At 61.8% G+C, this 18,395-nt stretch carries 18 protein-coding genes; 5 read left to right on the forward strand and 13 right to left on the reverse strand.

Annotation, left to right across the window (positions count from 1 at the left end):
- From BLU26_RS12410 to phoU, 4 genes are read left to right on the forward strand one after another with little or no spacing between them, the layout of a single operon-like run.
- Positions 1–2,277, forward strand: coding sequence for an ABC transporter permease subunit (locus BLU26_RS12410; RefSeq protein WP_092287126.1), 2,277 nt, complete (start codon positions 1–3; stop codon positions 2,275–2,277).
- A 9-nt stretch (positions 2,278–2,286) separates the two neighbouring features.
- Positions 2,287–3,966 carry a phosphate ABC transporter permease PstA gene (pstA, locus tag BLU26_RS12415; protein WP_092287128.1) on the forward strand — a complete coding sequence of 560 codons (1,680 nt, stop codon included), beginning with the start codon at positions 2,287–2,289 and terminating at the stop codon, positions 3,964–3,966.
- Positions 3,967–3,993: 27 nt separating this feature from the next.
- Positions 3,994–4,827 (forward strand): phosphate ABC transporter ATP-binding protein PstB, encoded by an 834-nt coding sequence (gene pstB / locus BLU26_RS12420; protein WP_092287130.1) that lies wholly within the window; start codon positions 3,994–3,996, stop codon positions 4,825–4,827.
- A gap of 15 nt (positions 4,828–4,842) precedes the next feature.
- Complete coding sequence (gene phoU / locus BLU26_RS12425) at positions 4,843–5,574, forward strand: phosphate signaling complex protein PhoU (protein ID WP_092287132.1); 732 nt, start codon at positions 4,843–4,845, stop codon at positions 5,572–5,574.
- 61 nt (positions 5,575–5,635) lie between these two features.
- Here the strand turns inward: phoU and BLU26_RS12430 are convergent, their stop codons facing one another.
- From BLU26_RS12430 to BLU26_RS12480, 11 genes are all read right to left on the reverse strand, one after another.
- Entirely contained in the window at positions 5,636–5,950 is a 315-nt protein-coding gene (locus BLU26_RS12430) for a c-type cytochrome (protein WP_092287134.1), read from the reverse strand.
- 147 nt (positions 5,951–6,097) lie between these two features.
- Positions 6,098–6,775, reverse strand: coding sequence for a hypothetical protein (locus BLU26_RS12435; RefSeq protein ID WP_092287136.1), 678 nt, complete (start codon positions 6,773–6,775; stop codon positions 6,098–6,100).
- 53 nt (positions 6,776–6,828) lie between these two features.
- Entirely contained in the window at positions 6,829–8,184 is a 1,356-nt protein-coding gene (locus BLU26_RS12440; protein WP_092287138.1) for a PASTA domain-containing protein, read from the reverse strand.
- Between the two features lie 12 nt (positions 8,185–8,196).
- Positions 8,197–8,928 (reverse strand): hypothetical protein, encoded by a 732-nt coding sequence (locus BLU26_RS12445; protein ID WP_092287140.1) that lies wholly within the window; start codon positions 8,926–8,928, stop codon positions 8,197–8,199.
- 2 nt (positions 8,929–8,930) lie between these two features.
- Positions 8,931–9,701 (reverse strand): hypothetical protein, encoded by a 771-nt coding sequence (locus BLU26_RS12450; RefSeq protein ID WP_092287142.1) that lies wholly within the window; start codon positions 9,699–9,701, stop codon positions 8,931–8,933.
- The gene (locus BLU26_RS12455; protein ID WP_092287144.1) at positions 9,698–10,222 is read right to left on the reverse strand and encodes a hypothetical protein; all 525 of its coding nucleotides are present in this window, start codon (positions 10,220–10,222) and stop codon (positions 9,698–9,700) included. Before BLU26_RS12455 ends, BLU26_RS12450 begins: the two co-directional genes overlap by 4 nt.
- 24 nt (positions 10,223–10,246) lie before the next feature.
- A complete protein-coding gene (locus tag BLU26_RS12460; RefSeq protein ID WP_197674487.1) occupies positions 10,247–10,948 on the reverse strand; it encodes a hypothetical protein in 702 nt (233 codons plus the stop codon).
- A 31-nt stretch (positions 10,949–10,979) separates the two neighbouring features.
- On the reverse strand, positions 10,980–11,459 hold the full coding sequence (locus tag BLU26_RS12465; protein ID WP_092287146.1) for a hypothetical protein: 480 nt from the start codon (positions 11,457–11,459) through the stop codon (positions 10,980–10,982).
- Positions 11,460–11,462: 3 nt separating this feature from the next.
- Positions 11,463–13,187 carry an OmpA family protein gene (locus BLU26_RS12470; RefSeq protein WP_092287148.1) on the reverse strand — a complete coding sequence of 575 codons (1,725 nt, stop codon included), beginning with the start codon at positions 13,185–13,187 and terminating at the stop codon, positions 11,463–11,465.
- A gap of 12 nt (positions 13,188–13,199) precedes the next feature.
- The gene (locus BLU26_RS12475; RefSeq protein ID WP_092287150.1) at positions 13,200–13,778 is read right to left on the reverse strand and encodes a hypothetical protein; all 579 of its coding nucleotides are present in this window, start codon (positions 13,776–13,778) and stop codon (positions 13,200–13,202) included.
- Positions 13,765–14,880: a hypothetical protein gene (locus BLU26_RS12480; protein ID WP_092287152.1), complete on the reverse strand. Its 1,116-nt coding sequence runs from the start codon at positions 14,878–14,880 to the stop codon at positions 13,765–13,767. The genes BLU26_RS12475 and BLU26_RS12480 overlap by 14 nt, the downstream gene beginning before the upstream one ends.
- A gap of 450 nt (positions 14,881–15,330) precedes the next feature.
- Here BLU26_RS12480 and BLU26_RS12485 point away from each other — a divergent pair, with 450 nt between their 5' ends.
- Entirely contained in the window at positions 15,331–16,236 is a 906-nt protein-coding gene (locus BLU26_RS12485) for a response regulator (protein ID WP_092287154.1), read from the forward strand.
- A gap of 6 nt (positions 16,237–16,242) precedes the next feature.
- Here BLU26_RS12485 and phoR read toward each other — a convergent pair whose 3' ends face one another.
- A complete protein-coding gene (gene phoR, locus BLU26_RS12490; RefSeq protein ID WP_092287156.1) occupies positions 16,243–17,535 on the reverse strand; it encodes a phosphate regulon sensor histidine kinase PhoR in 1,293 nt (430 codons plus the stop codon).
- Between the two features lie 65 nt (positions 17,536–17,600).
- Complete coding sequence (gene phoB, locus BLU26_RS12495; protein ID WP_092287158.1) at positions 17,601–18,290, reverse strand: phosphate regulon transcriptional regulator PhoB; 690 nt, start codon at positions 18,288–18,290, stop codon at positions 17,601–17,603.
- Positions 18,291–18,395: the final 105 nt, after the last annotated feature.

The following is an 18,395-nucleotide window of genomic DNA, read 5'->3' on the forward strand; positions in this document are numbered from 1 at the left end:
ATGACTATGCAATCATCACCCAAGACGTCCCGCGTCGATTTCAATACGCCAGCGATGCAGCGCCACCGAGCCATGCGTCACTTCAAGGATCACTTTACCCGTTGGTACGTCGCGATCGGCGGCCTGGGTGTGATCGTCGCCGTGCTGTTGATCTTCCTCTATCTGTTGTCGGAAGTGCTGCCGCTGTTTGGTGGTGCCGATATGGAGCAGAAGGAACGCTATTCCACCAGTTGGCTGAGCCCGGCGGACCCGCCATTGATGCTGGCCATGGAGGAGCAGGGTGAGGTCGCGATTCGCGTGTCTGCCGCGGGCCAGGTGGCGTTTTTCAAGACCGCCGACGGTGGGCTTGTCGCTGAGCAGCGGCTGCCGATCCCCGAGGGCGCGACGGTTTCCAGTTTTAGCGTTGAGAGTCCCAATACCCGCCGGTTTGTGGTTGGTCTGAGCAATGGTCAGGCAATCATCGGCCAGCATAATTACCGGGTTACCTACCCGAATGACGTAAGGCTTATTACCCCCGAATTGAAGTTCCCGTTTGGCGCTGAGCCGGTGACTCTTGATAAGCAAGGTCGCGCGCTGGAGCACATCGCCATGAGTGCCAACGACAGCGGCATGACGCTGGCGGCAAACGTGGGACGCGAACTGCTGGTGACCAGTATCAGCCGGCAGGAAAACATCATGACCGGTGAGGTCAGTACCTCACAAAGTGATCTGACCCTGAACCCGTCGCAGGGCGATATCAGCAATATCCTGATTGATCCCTTGCGCCAGTGGATGTACGTGTTCAATGGCAATCAATACGTCGACGTACTGTCACTGCGTGCCAATGGCGAGCTGAACGGCCATTACAAGGTGGTTGACGGCAATGGCGTGCGGGTTACCGCCAGTAACCTCATGCTGGGTGGCATTTCGTTGATCATTGGCGACAGCAGCGGTGGCCTGCAGCAGTGGTTCATGGTGCGCGGCAACGGCAAACCGACCCTGACCCCGGTGCGCAGTTTCGATCAGCAGGCCGGTGAAGCGATTCAACTGATCCAGCCGGAAGAGCGGCGCAAGGTATTCCTGACGACCGACGTCGACGGTCAGTTGGGTATTTACAACTCCACCGCCCACAACAACCTGCTGGTTGAGCCGCTGGACGACCAACCGGTGCGATCCTTTGCGATTGGCCCACGGGCTGATCATCTGCTGGTTGAGCACGAAGACGGTCAACTGAGCTATTGGGATGTAGAGAACGAGCACCCGGAAATCTCCTGGTCATCGCTGTGGGGCAAGGTCTGGTACGAGAGCTACCCCGAGCCTGACTACGTTTGGCAGTCGACCTCGGCGACCTCCGAGTTCGAGCCCAAGTTGAGCCTGGCGCCGCTGACTTTTGGTACCTTGAAGGCGGCGTTCTACGCGATGATTCTGGCGACCCCGATTGCCATTGCGGCGGCAGTTTATACCGCTTACTTCATGGCCCCCGGCATGCGCCGCAAGGTCAAGCCGGTAATCGAGTTGATGGAAGCGCTACCCACGGTGATTCTCGGTTTTCTGGCCGGTCTCTGGCTGGCGCCGGCACTGGAGGACAACCTGCCGGGCATTGTCTCGCTGCTGATTCTCACGCCTATCGTATTTATTGCCTTTGCCTTCGCCTGGAGTCGTCTGCCGGAGCGCGTGCGGCTGACCGTGCCGGACGGCTGGGAGGCGGCGCTGCTGATTCCGGTCACGCTGATCATGGGCTGGTTCTGCTTCGAGATGAGCGTGTATATCGAGGCCTGGTTCTTCGGTGGCGACATGCGGGTTTACCTGACCCGCGATCTGGGCATCGACTTTGATCAGCGCAACTCGCTGGTGGTGGGTCTGGCCATGGGCTTTGCCGTCATCCCGACCATTTTCTCGATTGCCGAAGATGCGGTGTTCAGCGTGCCACGGCACCTTACCCAGGGCTCGCTGGCGCTGGGTGCCACGCCCTGGCAGACCATGAGCCGGGTGGTCATCCTGACCGCCAGCCCGGGTATTTTCTCGGCCGTGATGATCGGCATGGGCCGCGCCGTTGGCGAAACCATGATCGTGCTGATGGCCACCGGCAACACGCCGATTATGGACTGGAACATCTTTGAAGGCATGCGCACGCTGTCGGCCAATATCGCGGTAGAAATGCCCGAGTCGGAGGTTGGCAGTACCCATTACCGCGTGCTCTTCCTTGCCGCACTGGTGTTGCTCAGCTTCACCTTCCTGATGAACACGGCAGCAGAGCTGATACGTCAGCGCCTGCGCAAGAAATATGCCTCACTCTGACCTACAGGAATGCACACAGTGAAACAGAGCAACTTCACAACCTGGTTTAAATCAGGCAGCCCCTGGGTCTGGATGAATGCAGGCGCGGTCGCCATCGCGGTGATCATGACCCTGGGCCTGCTGATTCTGATTGCAGTCCGCGGCCTCAGCCACTTCTGGCCGGCCGACATCGTCGAAGCCGAATACACTATCCCCGGCCAGCCGGCGATTACCCTGCTGGGCGAGGTAACCACCCGCGAACAGGTGCCAACCGAGCGCCTGCAGGGCGCCGGCCTGCCGGTGGATCCGGAAAAGACCGAGTTCATGGATCGCGAGTTGCTGAAAGTCGGCAACCGTGATCTGTACGGCGCCGACTTCCGCTGGATCGTCGCCGACTGGCTGAGCGATGAGCGCTACCCGGAAGACGTCATTGCGATCGAACGTCGTGAATGGGGCAACTTCTACGGTTATCTGCTGAGCGTCAGTCACGACGGCAAAGTGGTAGCCGAGGGCGAGCAGGCGATCGACGCCTTGCAAGCCGCCGTTGAACGCGCCTCCGGCATCTATGACGAAATACACTCGCTGGAAACCGGTGCCATCGGCAAGATCAATACCGAGCTGGAGCGCCTGCGGCTGCGTGAGCGCGGCTACGAGCTGGACAACGCGCTGACAGCGGATCGTCAGGCCGAATTGGAAGCCGAGCGCGCGGTGCAGAATGCCCGTTACGCCGAACTCGAGAGCGAGCTGGTTGATCTGTATCGCGAATTCAATCGCGACAGCATCATGACTCGTGCCATGGACGGGCAGGAAAAGCGCATCAGCCTGTCGGCTATCGTGCGGGTATTTCAGCCCAACGCCATGGGCATTACCGACAAGATTGGTCACTACTTCGCCAAGCTGTGGGAGTTCGTCAGCGACGAACCGCGTGAGGCCAACACCGAGGGCGGTGTGTTCCCCGCGATCTTCGGCACCGTACTCATGGTGCTGCTGATGTCGATCATCGTGACCCCCTTTGGCGTGCTCGCGGCGGTATACCTGCGTGAATACGCCAAACAGGGGTTCGTGACCCGCACCATCCGTATTGCAGTGAACAATCTGGCCGGCGTGCCGTCGATTGTGTACGGCGTGTTCGGGCTGGGCTTCTTTATCTACTTCCTGGGCGGCAATATCGACCAGCTATTTTTTCGCGAGGCGCTGCCCTCGCCCACGCTGGGCACCGGCGGCATGCTTTGGGCCTCGTTGACCCTGGCGCTGTTGACCGTGCCGGTGGTGATTGTCGCCACTGAAGAAGGCTTGACGCGGATTCCCCGCTCCCTGCGTGAAGGTTCGCTGGCGCTGGGTGCGACCAAGGCTGAGACGCTGTGGAAGGTGATTCTGCCGATGTCCAGCCCGGCGATGATGACCGGTCTGATCCTGGCCGTGGCCCGCGCTGCCGGTGAGGTAGCGCCGCTGATGCTGGTGGGCGTAGTCAAGCTGGCGCCGACGCTGCCGCTGAACGCCAACTACCCTTACTTGCACCTGGATCAGAAGTTCATGCACCTGGGCTTTCATATCTACGACGTTGGCTTTCAGAGCCCGAACGTCGAGGCGGCCCGGCCGCTGGTTTATGCCACCGCGCTGTTGCTGGTGGGCGTGATTGCCTCGCTGAACTTTGCGGCGGTTGCGATTCGAAATCACCTGCGCGAAAAATACAAAGCGCTGGAAAACTGATAACCCTTTCAACGCGGACTCAAGACTATGTCTAACAGTACCAAAACCCACGCAATGGATATGAGCGCCCTGGGTCGCCCGCAGCAAGACATGAGCATGGATCAGGAAAGCATCGCGCTGGAAGTGCCTGGCCTGAGCCTGTTCTACGATACCAAGCAGGCGCTGCACAACGTCAGCATCAAGATTCCACGCAATCGCGTAACTGCCTTTATCGGTCCGTCCGGTTGCGGCAAATCCACCCTGCTGCGCTGCTTCAACCGCATGAACGACCTGGTCGACAGCTGCCGCGTCGACGGGCAGATTCTGCTCGACGGCAAGGACATCTACGCCAAGGGCGTGAACGTGTCCGAGCTGCGCCGCCGCGTGGGTATGGTGTTCCAGAAGCCCAATCCGTTCCCCAAATCGATCTACGAAAACGTTGCCTACGGCCTGCGCATTCAAGGCGTCAACAACAAGCGTACGCTGGATGAAGCCGTTGAATGGTCGCTCAAGGGCGCCGCGCTGTGGGATGAGGTGAAGGATCGTCTGAACGAGTCGGCCCTGGGCATGTCCGGCGGTCAACAGCAGCGTCTGGTGATCGCCCGGACCATCGCCGTGGAACCCGAAGTGCTGCTGCTGGATGAACCGGCTTCGGCGCTGGACCCGATCTCGACGCTGAAAATCGAAGAGCTGATCAACGAGCTGAAGTCGAAGTTCACCATTGTCATCGTGACCCACAACATGCAGCAGGCGGCGCGGGTATCCGACTACACTGCGTTCATGTACATGGGCGAGCTGATCGAGTTTGGTGACACCAACACCCTGTTCACCAACCCGTCGAAGAAACAGACGGAAGACTACATCACTGGCCGCTACGGCTAACCGGGGATTTTCACCATGCCAGATAAAGAATTGTTTAATCAGCACATCTCCCAGCAATTCAACGCTGAGTTGGAGGAAATCCGTACCCAGCTGCTGGAGATGGGCGGTTTGGTCGAGAAGCAGATCAACGACGCCATAGTGGCGCTGATCGAAGGTGACGCCAAGCTGGCCGAGCAGGTCCGCGAAAAGGACGAGGCCATCAACCAGATGGAGCTGGATATCGACCAGGAGTGCATGCGCATTCTCGCTCGCCGCCAGCCTGCGGCCAGCGACCTGCGTCTGGTTATCAGCATCAGCAAGATCATCGTTGACCTGGAGCGCATTGGCGACGAGGCCTCCAAGATCGCCCGGCGCGCCATTGATCTGGTGGAAGCCGGTCAAGCACCCAAGGGTTACGTCGAGTGCCGCCACATCGGACATCATGTGCGCCGCATGGTGCAGGAAGCGCTCGACGCCTTTGCCCGTATGGACACCGATCAGGCGTTCTCGGTAGCGCGCGAAGACAAGTCGGTGGATCAGGAATACAAATCGGCGATGCGCGAGATGATCACCTTCATGATGGAAGATCCACGCTCCATCTCGCGGGTGCTCAATATCCTCTGGGTACTGCGTTCACTGGAGCGGGTGGGCGACCACGCGCGTAATGTGGCGGAGCATGTGATCTATCTGGTCAAGGGTACCGATGTGCGTCACATAGGCCTCAAGCGCATGGAAGCCGAGGTACGCAAGGACAGCGCGCCGGAGTAACCCATGCTCTGGCTGTGCACAAAAAACCCGCCGAATGGCGGGTTTTTTGTCGGTGGCGGACTCAGTTGTGGCTGAGCACCCACTCGGCCAATATCTTGGCCTCTTCGTCGGTTACCTGATTCGGTGGCATGGGAATCGGGCCCCAGATGCCGGAGACGCCATTCTTGATATGCCCGGCGACGGTTTCGACCGCGCCGTCCTGGCCGGCGTACTTTTTGGCCACCTCGGTGTAGGCGGGGCCAACCAACTTGGTGTCGATCTGGTGGCAGGCGACACACGCCTTGCTCTTGTACAGGTCTTCACCTTCGCTGGCGAAGCCCGAGCCGGCGGCGAAAAGCGCGCTGGCGGTCAGTACCGGTAACAGTAGGCGTTTCATAAGACAGTCCTCACGAGCTGAACGGATTAGGCAGGTTGACCTGCTTTTAATGGACGCTTTGCGCGCGTCTTTCTGCGTTTAAACATGAACGCAAAGTGGCTACTTGGCAAGTGACGCTTTGCCACGCCCTGTTGCCGCTCGCGAGCTTCAGCTGAAGCTGACCTGAATCTGCGCGCCAGCGATGCTGATTTCGCCCGCTTCGGGCTGTTGCCCGGTGATTTTCTTGTTGCTCGGCGGCGCGTCCAGCGGCTCACCGTTCTTGTCTACCGCGATGACCTCAAGGGCAAAGCGCGCTGCCAGCGCCTCTGCCTCCTCCAGCAGTTTGCCCAGCATGGCCGGCACTACGCGGATCTCGCTAGCGCGGCCGGGCGCTGGCACGGGTACGATACGGAACTGAATCTTGGCGGCGGCGCTGGCCTGAAAGCCGTACCTGTTGGTCAGGTCGGCATTCACCGGTGCGGCGTACACCTTGGCCGCCGGCAGGCGTGGCAGAAAACGCTCGGCCAAGCTCAGCGCCTTGCTGCGAACCGCCGGCTGAGTGGCGGGCGCTGCAGTACTGGCAGTGTTGTTCTGCCCGCTGATGCTGAGGGCAACCTGAATCTCGCCGGTCGTGTCGGGCAGCGCGTAAAAGGTAGGTTGATAGCCAATCTCCTGCAGCAAACGGAGTTCTTCGCTGTCGCTGTCATGGTAGATGGCCAGCACCTGCGCCAGCGACGCGCGGTCGAGCGCTTCCTGCGCCTGGGCTACGCCCTGACCAACCGAGGCAATGATGTCGCCAATCGGTGCGGCCATGACGTCGTGGACCAGATCTTTGATAGTGGGCATGGCGTGTGTCCTGTGCAGTTGGGGTTGTCAGCCGCGCGGCTGTTGGCGCGTTCTCAGGCTTGGGTGAAGACCACCAGCACCACCTCACCGGGCGGCAGAGTCTTGCCCTTGGCGGGTATCTGGCGGATCGCCTGACCGACTGCTTGGGCGCTGTCGCCGATGCTCTGGTATGCCGCTTCCAGCTGCAGGCCCAGATCGCCTGCCAGACGCCTGGCGAGGGTTTCGGTCAGGTCGCTGAAATCTGGCACCGTAACCAGCGGCTCGCTGGTCTGGCTGTCGCTGCTGTCGGGCAGATACTCCAGCGCGACATCGGTAAAAATCCCGCTGCTGCCCTTGTCGATCTCGGCCAGGGTGGGCAGCGTCATGCTGTTGCCGCTCACCAGGGTTTTCAGGTTCAGCGACACCTTGCCCAGCCGATAGGGCACGCCATCCTCGTTGAGTTTGCTCTGCGCCTGCTGCAGTTGCCGGGCGATGTTGCTGTATAGCTCGCCGGCATCCACCTGGGTTTCCATCTGGCTTTTCAGGCGTTCACTTTCCTCGCGGGCACTGGCGGCCTCTGCGGCCGCTTCACTGCGCTGCTTGCTCAGCACTTCAAGGCGTTCGGAGACCTGTGCCAACTCCAGGTTCTTTTGGTTCAGATTGCGTTGCAGGCTGGCGGTGGACAGCTCGAACTCGGTGGACTGGCGCAGAATCTGCTCGTTCAGCTGCAGCTTGATCTGGTTGGTCGCCAGCTCGATCTGCTCGCTCCCGGCAGCGGCCGGTTTGCTTTGCAACTGCTTTTCCAGCGTCTGGATTTTCAGCTGTGCCTGCTTCAGTTCGTTGCCGGTGCTTTGTTTGTCGCGCTCCAGGGTGTTGATCAGTTGCGCCTTCTGGTTCAACTCCAGCGATTGCACCTCGATCTGCTTGCTCAGATCAGCCTGCAGCTTGAGTTGATTGCTGCTGACCGGTTGTACCTGCGGCTGAGCTCTGACCACCTGCGGGTTGATACGCAGGCTGGCCATGTTCAGGGTCAGCTTGACGATTTCTTTCGGCATGCCGGCCAACAGGTAGTCGTCGGCGGCGCTGAACGGGCTGTCACGTTCGCTGCGCGCCACAGCGTTGTCACCCAGGCGTTCGATGTCGCCGTAGGACAGGCGCACCAGCTTGCCTGGCTCGACCTTGATCAGGCCACCTTCGGCCAGCACGCGGCTCGGTTGGTTGGCTTTGCTGGCTTCGCACAGACGGACGGCGGGTAGCATTTTGTCTTCGGCCAGGTCGAGCTTCAGGGCGAAGTCGCCCTTGGCGTTCAGGCTGCCTTTGGCCGCGCTGCGCCAAACCTGTCTGGCCATGTCATAGAGTTGCAGTTCGACCTGGCCGCTGGCGGGTTTGCCGTCTGCCTCGAACACGCTACCGGTGATGCTCCATTGCATGGGAGTGTAGTCCTATGGGGTCAGGATTAGCTGGGTGAGGGTGGCGCCGCTGTTGATCAGCAGAACCAGATTGGCATTGGCCGGCAGGGCTTTGGTCAGGGTGGTGCCGACCAGGGCGCTGCCTTGTTGATCGGTCTGCACCAAGCGTTGCTCCAGTTGCACGGCGGTGCGCAGCTGGTCTTCGGTGAGATTGTTGGCGCCGGCGGCCTCGCTGAGTTGCAGACTGGCCAGCAGATCGAGATTCAGTTCAACCGGTGCCTCGGCGATGCGCTCACCGGCGCTGTTGCTGAGTTCGATCAACACTTCGCGGTGCAGTGGGCTGGCGGCGTCGGGCACGCGCTCGCGGGCGCTGATACGCAGGGTCGGCAGGCTGTTGCTGGGCGGTACCGACACCAGCCGGCCACTGAAGGTGCTGGTCAGTTCGGTGGAACCGCTGCCGGCTTCATTGCTGCGTTTGAGGTCGGGCAGCTGCAATTTCAGTTGCGGGATGCGACTGGCCTTGATGGCGCTGGTGCGCAGGTTGCGCACCGCTGCTGCGGGTTCCTGCTCGCTGGGCAGGCTGGCCTGCACCGTTGCCTTGATGCTGAAGTCGAGGTAGGGCAGGTGGTAGCTACTTTGCGGCCGCCCGAAGGCGTCGGTCGGCGGAATGTCATCCAGCACCGCCTGGGCGTCGCGCAGGCCGCGCGCCAGCCCCAGCAGTATTTGCTCGATCGAGCCGCTGACGAAGTCACTGGAGTTGCTCATAATTAGTCGGTACTCAGTTGTGGGCGTTGGCTGCGGCGTTCGGCGGCACGTTGCTGCAGCAGGTCCTGCTGGCGCTCGGCGCGGCGTGCTTCGCGGCGCTGTTCTAGCCGCCGCTCCTGCGCCTGTTCGCGGCGCTGCGCCAATTGTTCAAGCGGCCCGGTTTCGACCCCGAGCAGTCTGCGTTGACGCTGCGCGTAGCGATCGTCAAAGCTTGGCAGGCTGGTTGGCTCGCGCAGGGCTGGCGGGCTAGCGGCTGTACCGTCAAAGGCCGTATTCAGGCGGTCGGTGAGCGGCCGCAGGAGCGGCTCGCGCAGGGTTTCGCTGCGCTCCTGTTGCAGCCGGGACAAGGCATTGCTGCGCGCCTGTGCCACGCGCTGATCCAGCCGCTGCGTCAGGTTCACCTGTCCCAGTTGCTGACGGGCGGCGGCGTCCCTGGCCTGGGCTACCTGACCATCGCGCGCCTGCCACCATTGCTGCAGCGGCGTGCTGTCTGTTGCAGGTGCGCTGTGCTGCTGGGCCCGCCGCCGCTCCCAATCAGCCTGCTCGGCGCGGCGGTCAGCGCTGCTGGCTACCGGGTAAACGCGGCTGGCAGAGCCTTCCTGCGGCTGACCGCCCAGCGCGCGCATTTGCTGTTCGAGCGTCTCGCGCTGTTGCAGCAGACGCTGCAGGCCGGGCACCTGTGCGCTGAGTTGGCCAAGGCTGGCCGCTGGCGGGCTGGCGGAGCCACTGCCAGCCTGTTGGCGGGCCAGGTCGCGCCAGGTCTTGCGGCTCATTCCTCGGCCTCCAGCAGGGCGCGAATGCGTTCCTCCAGCACCGCCGGCGCAGGGACGGGTACCAGCTTGGTGCGCATGACCGAGCTGCCTTCGGCCGAGTACTGATACTTGCTGGCATAGCTGGCGCTGACCGAGCTGGCGCTGACCGATCCTGCCGCGAAGAAAGGCAGGCCCACGCCCTTGGCGCTGGCTTTTACCTGGGTGCGTTTGTAGGTAGAACTGCGCTCACTGTTGATGCTGATGGACAGCTTCAGCTCGATTACGGTATCCACAAACTGGTAGAAACTGGGGGTAAAACCCAGTTCCAGCAGGCTGTAGGACTTGCCGTTGCTGAACTCGACCTTGTAGGGCGCGTCCGGCGTGTCTTCGTCTTCATCACTGCCGGTGGCGAAACCGGCCATCATGCGCGCGATCTGCAGTGAGACCAGGTCCAGTTCAAGTTGGGCTTCGGCAATACCGACGCCCATGTTGCGCACAATCAGTGGAAAGGGCGCATTCAATAGTTCTGTGCCAACACTCATGGTGCTAGTCCTCCGTCAGCGCGGTTATTCGTCAACCGGTTCAGCCGGTTGGCGGCGAGCCTCAGCGGCTTCCATCATGCTGCGGATGCGTTCTTCGAGAATCGGCGGTGGCGGCACGGGTGAGAGCTTGGTGCGCAACAGGCTGGAGCCTTCGGCCGAGTAGGAATACTTGGAGGAGTAGCTGGCGTCGACCTGGCTGGTGGACACCGTCGAGGAGGATTTGTCCTTGCCACCAAAAATCTTGCCGAACACGCCGCTGCCCTTCTTGCTGTTGCTGTTACGGGTGGTCTTGTTGCTGCTGGTACGGCCGTATTCCGAGGTGCGGGTGATCTTGATCGCGATCTTCACCTCGATGATGGTATCGACGAAGTTGTAGAACACCGGGGTAAAGCCCAGCTCCAGCATGGACAGGCGAGTGGGTACGCGAATCTGGCCATCTTCGGTCTGGAATTTCTTGGCCGCGGCGACGATCTCGGTATAGCCCTTGTCGGTAGCAGCCAAACTGTCGGCTTCGGCAGGCGTCATGTATTCGTGGCCGAAGAAGATGCGGCTATCATCAAAGGTAATGTTGCCGTCGTCGTCGTAGATGGTGCGCAGGCCGCCCATCATTTCCGCCACCTCGATCGAACTTTCATCCAGCTTTACCTGGGCCTCGGCGATGGCGAAGGCCATCTGGCGAATCATGTCCCCCATGGGGACGTTCAGCAGTTCCTGTCCAATACTCATTGTGATGCTCCTTTCAATAGGCAGTCGCCAATCAGCTGTTTGCTCCGGGCAGACCCTCGTCGTAGAGGCGCCGCAGGACTTCGTTGAGGGCTTCGGGGGCGGGCAGCGATACCAGGCGTGCGGCAATCGAACTCGACCCTTCGGCGGATACCGAAAATTTTCGCGCGTAGGACACATCAACGCTGGCGGCCACCATGACCACGCCGTAGTTGACCTTGGCGGTCACCCCGGCCGAGACCGAGGTTTCCGTGGTTTCCGTCATACTGAACGAGAGCTTGGCTTCCACCGTGGCTTCGGTGAACGCATAGAAGCTGGGCGTGAAGCCCAGGGTCAGCAGGTTGTAGGTTTCGCCGCCCAACTCCACCGGCGTCTCGGCCATGCTTTTGGCCACGGCCACCGAGTTGGCGTCGAGCGCCGACTGCGCCTGGGCGATGGCGACGCCCAGGCGCTCGATGATCTGCGGCAGCGGGGCACTGACCAGCGAGCGGGTAACACTGACGGTCTCGCTCATGGTCTAGTCCCTCAGGTAGCTGCGAATGGTGTCGAGAAATTCCGGCGGTGCCGGGATGGACACCAGGCGCGCCGAGATAGACGAATTGCCCGTGACATCCAGCTCGAATTGCCGCGCATGGCGCACATCCAGGGTGGCGCCAAAGGCCACTGTGCTGTTGCCGGTGCGGCGAGTGGTTTCGCGCTCGCTGCTACTGTTGGCGAACTGCTCGCTGATGGTGATGCTTTCACTGCTGGTCATGCGCAGGTCGCGGCTCGAGGTACTGATCAGGTGCAACTGCACCGGGTCGCTCCTGCGTGCCAGGTTGCAGACTGCGCCACCGGCGGAAGCGCTGATCTGGCTGTCGCTGTCGGCGTTGATGCTGTTGGCCAGGTTTTTCGCGAAGGCTTGCGGGCTATCGGCAGCAAGGCCTTCGACAGCCGCGCCGGACAGCGTCCAGCTGCGGCCTTCGGCGGTCACCTGCTTGCCGTTCACACCGCTCATGTCGTTGGCGTCGAAGGTGTGAATCCAACCGTTGCTGGCAGGCTCCGAATGATCACGCCGGTCCGGCTCCACGCCGCTGATCACCTGGCCGTTGGCCCCCTGGATAACCAGCAGGTCAACATCCAGCAGAATCTGTACGCGGCGATGCGCCTGGTCATGGGGGATACCCTCCGCGCCACCGGGATTGGCCGCCGCCTCGCCCTCGGCAACCGACGCGGTAATCTGCGCCGGATCAACGCCATTGGCGATCAGTTGGCGACGCACCTCATCGACGCGGCGCTGCGACAACGCCAGGTTGTAGCCGGGGCTGGCGGGTGCATCGGCATGCCCGACCAGGCGAAAGGGCAGGCCGGCGCGGGCCAGCATTTGCGCGGTTTCCTGCAGCTCGTCACGTTGGTCGGCGCGGATGGCGTTGCGGTCGATGTCGAACAGCACTTCGTGTATCGCCTCACCCGGGGGCCAATGGGTCACGCTGTAACCGGCATCGGTAAAGGCGGTTTTTACCTTGCGCGCGTAGTTGCCGACGCTGTTGGAGCGGGTGACGGCGAGGCTGGTATCGGGGTTGGCAACGAAGGTGGTATCGCTGTTGCTGGCGATACGAATTACCCCGCCGGCATAGCCGAAGGCGCGAAAGGCCACGGCATTGGGCGACACTATGACCTGCCGCGGGCTGGCGTCGGTGGTGGGGTTGATTGGCGTTTCGTTGCGCTCAAACGCGACCGCGGTAATGTCGGCATTGCCCGCCAGACCATCGACCAGGCTGCTCAGGCGGCTGTCCAGATCCGGCCCGCTGACGGCCACACGGCTGTCGTTGATGCGCACTTCGCCGGCCGAGCGCGCGGTGATCTGCAGACTGGCTTCGCGGTTACGGGTTTCACTGCGGCTGCCGCTACTACTGCTGGAAGAGCTGCTTTCGCTGTCGTCATTGCTGGTTTCGGCATTGTTGTAGGCGCCGTTGATGCCGAAATCGACCCCGGTCGACTCTTCCACGCGCAGATGCAGATTCATTGAACAGGTGATGTCGGCGTGCTGATAGTGATAAAAGGCCGGGCTGAAGCCCATTTCGATCAATGTCTTGCCACCCAAGCCGGGAATCGGCTGAATGAAGCTGTCGAGCTGCTCAATCGAGTTGGTGTCCAGCGCCTGCTGCGCGCGGGCGATGCCCAGACCCAGGCTGGAGATGAAATCGGCGACACTGGCGTCTGCCAGTATCTCGCCGGGACGCAGACCGTTGTAATCGCTCATGCCACACTCCTGCTAAAAGGGGATCGCCGCACGGGTGCCTTGCAGGCGCTCGGGCGGCAGGGGGATCGCACGCGCCGGGTCAACCAGCGCCTTGCGCACAATGAAATACTGGTGTCGCTGCTGGGCGTCGCCCAGTTGGCGGCTGCCGACCGTGAGGCCCCGCTGGTGCCAGCCGGTAAGCTCGCGTGCCAGTGGCAAGCGGTCGGGGGCGGCGAGCTGCTGCGCCTGCTCGAAACTCGACATGGCCGCATCCAGCTGCTGCAGGCGCAGCAGAATGCAGCCGCGCCGCTGCAGGTTTTCTGCTCGGTCACGGCGTACCAGCGGCAGGCTGTCAGTCAGGCGCTGGTAGTGTTGTTCGGCTTCGTCGCAGTAGCGCAGCACGGCGTCGAGCTCGCCGCTCAGCTCCAGGCTTTCCATCACGCATTGGGTGTAATGGCGGAAAAATACCTCGGGTGACCGGCTGCTGACGGCTAGCCGCAGCGCTTCGCGATAATGCTCCAGCGCGGCCTGATGTTTACCCTTCAGGGCCAGCAGCTTGCCTTGCTCGGCGATGCCCAGATGCAGCTTCAGGCTTTGCTCAGTGGCGGCCATCGTCCATTTCCTCCCAGCTGTGCTCTATGCCCAGTTGCTCCAGTGCCTGTTGCAGCCAGCGCGGCATCAGCTCGCCGTAGATCACCGGCGAGCGCCAGGGCAGCGGAAGGCGGGTTTGGCTGTGCTCCACCAGGCCGGCTTGCGCCAGCAGCGGCAGGGCGACATCGGCATTGCCGCCGACGGTGAGTGCCAGACGGCACTGGCGCAGGGTAACCGGCACGGCCTGCACCGGTAGCTTGGCGCTGCGCCAGGCCGCAAGCCGGCTATCGAGGTTCTGGGCGGCGACGCCTTCCTCGACCACCACCGGCAGGTTGGCCAGCACGCAATCAATCAGCTCGGCCGGCAGGCCGGCAAGCCTGGGCAACTGGCTGGTGTCACTATCGGCTTGCAGTGCGCCGAGGCTCAGGTCATAGCGCATGAAGGTCAGGTCGAGCAGGCGGATGCCGCCGGCCGACTGATGCCGGCGCCACAGGTACAGTGCCTGGCGGGTGTCGATGGCCTGAAGCACCTCGCAGCTGTCCGGGTCGTACCGAATGCCCTGCTGGTGCAGGTCATGCAACAGGCTATCTAGCCCGGGGCCGGGTGCGCGGTTGATCAGCAGCTGATAGCGCGCCTCGGCGCGGGTTGAGCAGCTAAGCTCCACCTCAAGATCGGCCAGATGGCGCTGCAGCGCCTGCGCCGTCGCCTCGCTGACGTCCCCCAGTACCACGCCGGGTGGGGTGAGCAGCATGTTCAGTGCCGCCTCGGGCCGGCAGCCGAGAAAGTGCGCGAGGCGCTGGCAGCACTCTGGCAGCTGCGCGATGTTGCGCACATAGAGGGCGATGTCCAGCGTCTTACCCGGTTGCGGGCGGGGTGTGTCGGACGCTTCCAGGCGAATATGCAGGCCGGCCTGCTGCAGAATGCTGGCCAGCCCCTCGGCCTGTGCGGGTGGCAGGTCTTCAAGCAGCACCGAGGGCGCGCGGTAGAGCGCATTGGCCACGCGGCTGGCAGGCAAACCCAGCTGCCGCGCGAGCAGGCCAGCGAGGCCGGGCTGCGCGGAGCCGACCGATTCGACGACGACCCGCTGAGCACTGGTCAGGTGGGGATGAATGGATGCGTCCATGGCGAGGTCTCCTTAAGTCCGCAGCACGTGTACAGAGCACGCGCCCTCGAGCGGGAAATGGGTGTCGGGTCTTGGCAGGTGTGAAGCCGTATGGCGGTGTGAGATGGCCGGAGCGCCAGAGGCTGCGTTAACACGGGAAGGCGCGGCTTCGGCAGGCGTGACAGCGGCGCCGCCAACGTGCGCGGCGGGATGCTCATCGCAACGGGATAAGCGCAGTACAGGGGCTGCGCCGGTATTGTTGGACTTCGCCAAAACCCACACCTCCGTGTCGGGAATCGACGACAGCGACGCGGGTCAGGCGTCCGACGATCAAAAAGGAAAATTACCGCTCGCAGATCAACATAGTTCAGCGCAAAAAACTGTCAATGGTGGCCCTTTGCTGCGAAGCTGCTGGGGTTTTTGTGCCGCTCTACGCTAAGCTAGGGGCAATATTCGAGGAACCGTAAAACCATGGCAAAAGTGTCTGTGCTGATTGTTGATGACGCCCCCTTTATCCGCGATCTGGTGAAGAAGGCGCTGCGTAGCCACTTCCCGGGCTTGCAGATCGAGGAAGCGATCAATGGTCGCAAGGCCCAGCAGATGCTCTCGCGCAGCAGTTTTGATCTGATCCTTTGCGACTGGGAGATGCCGGAAATGGGTGGTCTTGAGTTGCTCCAGTGGTTTCGGGGCCAGCCGGGTATGGAGGCCATTCCCTTCATCATGGTGACCAGCCGTGGTGACAAGGAGAACGTGGTTGAAGCGATTCAGTCGGGTGTGAGTGATTACGTTGGCAAGCCTTTCACTAATGAACAGCTGCTCGCCAAGGTCAAAAAGGCGTTGCAGCGCGCCGGCAAGCTGGCGAAGTTGCAGGGCCCGCAAGCGCCGCGTCCGAGTGTTGGTACGGCGCAGGACTCTATCGCCAATCTGACCGGCGGTCGGAAAGTCGAAGCGCCGGCTGCGCCAGCGCGTCCCGCCGCTCCCGCAAAGCCAGCGGAAGCGCCGGCTGCGACCAAGGCACCCGCGGCGGCCAGCGCGCAATCGGTGCGTGGCCAGGCGCAGCTGCGTTTGGCCGGTCAGCAGTTTGCCTGCGTGATCAAGACCCTTAGCCTGCGCGATGCGCTGGTGGTGGTGCGCCGTAGTGAGCGCCTGCCGCAACTGTTTGAAAGTGGTGTGCTGGATCTGGAGCAGGACAGCGATCAGAGCGTCGCGCGCATCAATGCCTACGTCCACGCGGTGGCCGCGCTGGAGCCAAAGATGGACTCGGAGTGGGTTCGGGTGACGCTGAAATTTGTCGATCAGGATCCGGACAAACTCAACTACCTGTCACGGCTGATCGCTTCGGGTACCGCGCAGCAGCATTACAGCCCCGGCGCCTGACGCCGTTCAGGGACGACGTTTGGCCGGGAAGTGGCAGATGAAAGTGCTGCCTTCACCTGCCTTGCTGAGAATTTCCAGCCGGCCCTGATGGCGTAGCAGCACATGCTTGACGATGGCCAGACCCAGACCGGTGCCGCCGGTATTGGTGCTGCGGCTTGAATCGACCCGGTAGAAGCGCTCGGTCAAACGGTTGATATGCTGGGGCGCAATGCCCACGCCGTTGTCCTTGACCGCCAGGTGCTGGCCCTTGTCGTCACTCCACCAGTGCAGCTCAATGTCACCCTGTTCCGGGGTGTACTTCACCGCGTTGAACGCCAGGTTGGAAAATGCGCTGCGCAGCTCGCCTTCCACGCCCTGCAGTCGGGTGTTGCCGTCTATTTGCAGACTGATGTGATGGCGTTGCTCGCCAGACAGCGATTGGGCGTCCTTGCGGATACTTTCCAGCATGGGCGCAACGTCGACGTTTTCGTCTTCGCTGGTGTGGTCGGAGGTTTCCAGGCGGGCGAGAAGCAGCAGGTCGTTGAGCAGGCTTTGCATGCGGTTTGACTGCTGTTGCATCTGCTGTAGCGGCCGCTTCCAGCGCGGGTTCATCTGCTCTTCACTGTCGAGCAGGGTCTCTACATAGCCGACCACCACCGTCAGCGGCGTTCGCAGCTCATGGGAGACGTTCGCCACAAAATCTTTGCGCATTTGCTCAAGATTGTGCAGCCGCGTAACGTCGCGCACGACCATCAAACGATCCCCTGGCCCATAGCGGGTGACGGCATACTGCAGCTGGGTGTTGAGGTCTATTGGCGAATGAATTTCCAGCGGTTCGCGAAAGTCGCCATGCTCAAAATACTCGATAAAGCGTGGGTCGCGAATCAGGTTGTTCACGTGCTGGCCGCTGTCGTCCGGGGTACGCAGCCCGAGCAGGCGCTCGGCAGCGTGGTTCCACCACTCCAGGTGGCCGTCCTTGTCGATCATCACCACCGCGTCGCGCAGTGCCGAGGTGGAAGACTGGATACGATCAATCACCGCCTGCAGGCGCGCGCGCATGCGCCCGTCACGCCGTTGCAGGTGGTAGATGCTGTCGAAGATTTCGCCCCAGACGCCCTTGGCTTCGGGTGGTGGCTCGTTTGGGTGGGTGCTGAGCCACTCATAGAAGCGCGACATCTGACGCAACGTCCAGGCCAGATAGAAGCCCAGGCCTAAGACCAGGGTCCAGGCGGGTTGCTCGATGATCCAGCCAATCAGCAGACAGGCCAGCACCAGCAGTAGCAGCTGCCCCAGGACCCGACTGAAACTGTTTTTACTCACAGGCGCTCCCCAGATTCAGCTACTTCTACATGCTTTTGCGCGTGAGCTGCAATGGCACGCTGCCCTCAGGCCTTGGTCGAGAATCGATAACCGGTGCCGCGCACGGTTTGTACCAGATGCTCGTAGTTGCTGCCAAGCGCCTTGCGCAGACGCCGAATGTGCACATCGACGGTACGCTCTTCAACGTACACATTGCCGCCCCAGACCTGATCAAGCAACTGCCCGCGGGTGTAGGCACGTTCCTGGTGGGTCATGAAGAACTGCAGCAGGCGATATTCGGTGGGGCCCATTTCGGCGGCGCTGTCGTCGATGGTGACGCGGTGGCTGACCGGGTCCAGGTGCAGGCCGGCAACCTCGATGGGGGCTTCGCTGTCGACCGGGCCGGCGCGGCGCAGCACGGCCTTGAGCCGGGCGACCAGTTCACGCGGGGAAAAGGGCTTGGTGATGTAATCGTCGGCGCCGACTTCCAGGCCCTGGATCTTGTTGTCCTCTTCGCCCTTGGCGGTGAGCATGATGATCGGAATGTCCGTGGTCATCTCATCGCGCTTGAGGCGGCGCGCCAGTTCGATGCCGGTGGTGCCGGGCAACATCCAGTCGAGCAGGATCAGGTCCGGCTTGCAGTCAATGATGCTGGCGTGGGCCTGTTGGGTGTTTTCGGCTTCGAGGCAGTCGTAGCCTGCCATTTCCAGTGCAACCGCGATCATTTCGCGGATTGGAGCTTCGTCATCGACGATCAGAATGGTTTTGCCTGACATGGTTTACCGTCTCGTTGCAGATTTCTGACATGCGCCGATTAGATAACATTTTTATTTCAGTTATGTGACTGTGCCGGGTCAGGTCGATGAAAGTGTGCTGCGCCG

It is taken from the genome of Halopseudomonas sabulinigri, assembly GCF_900105255.1.
GTDB lineage: Bacteria > Pseudomonadota > Gammaproteobacteria > Pseudomonadales > Pseudomonadaceae > Halopseudomonas > Halopseudomonas sabulinigri.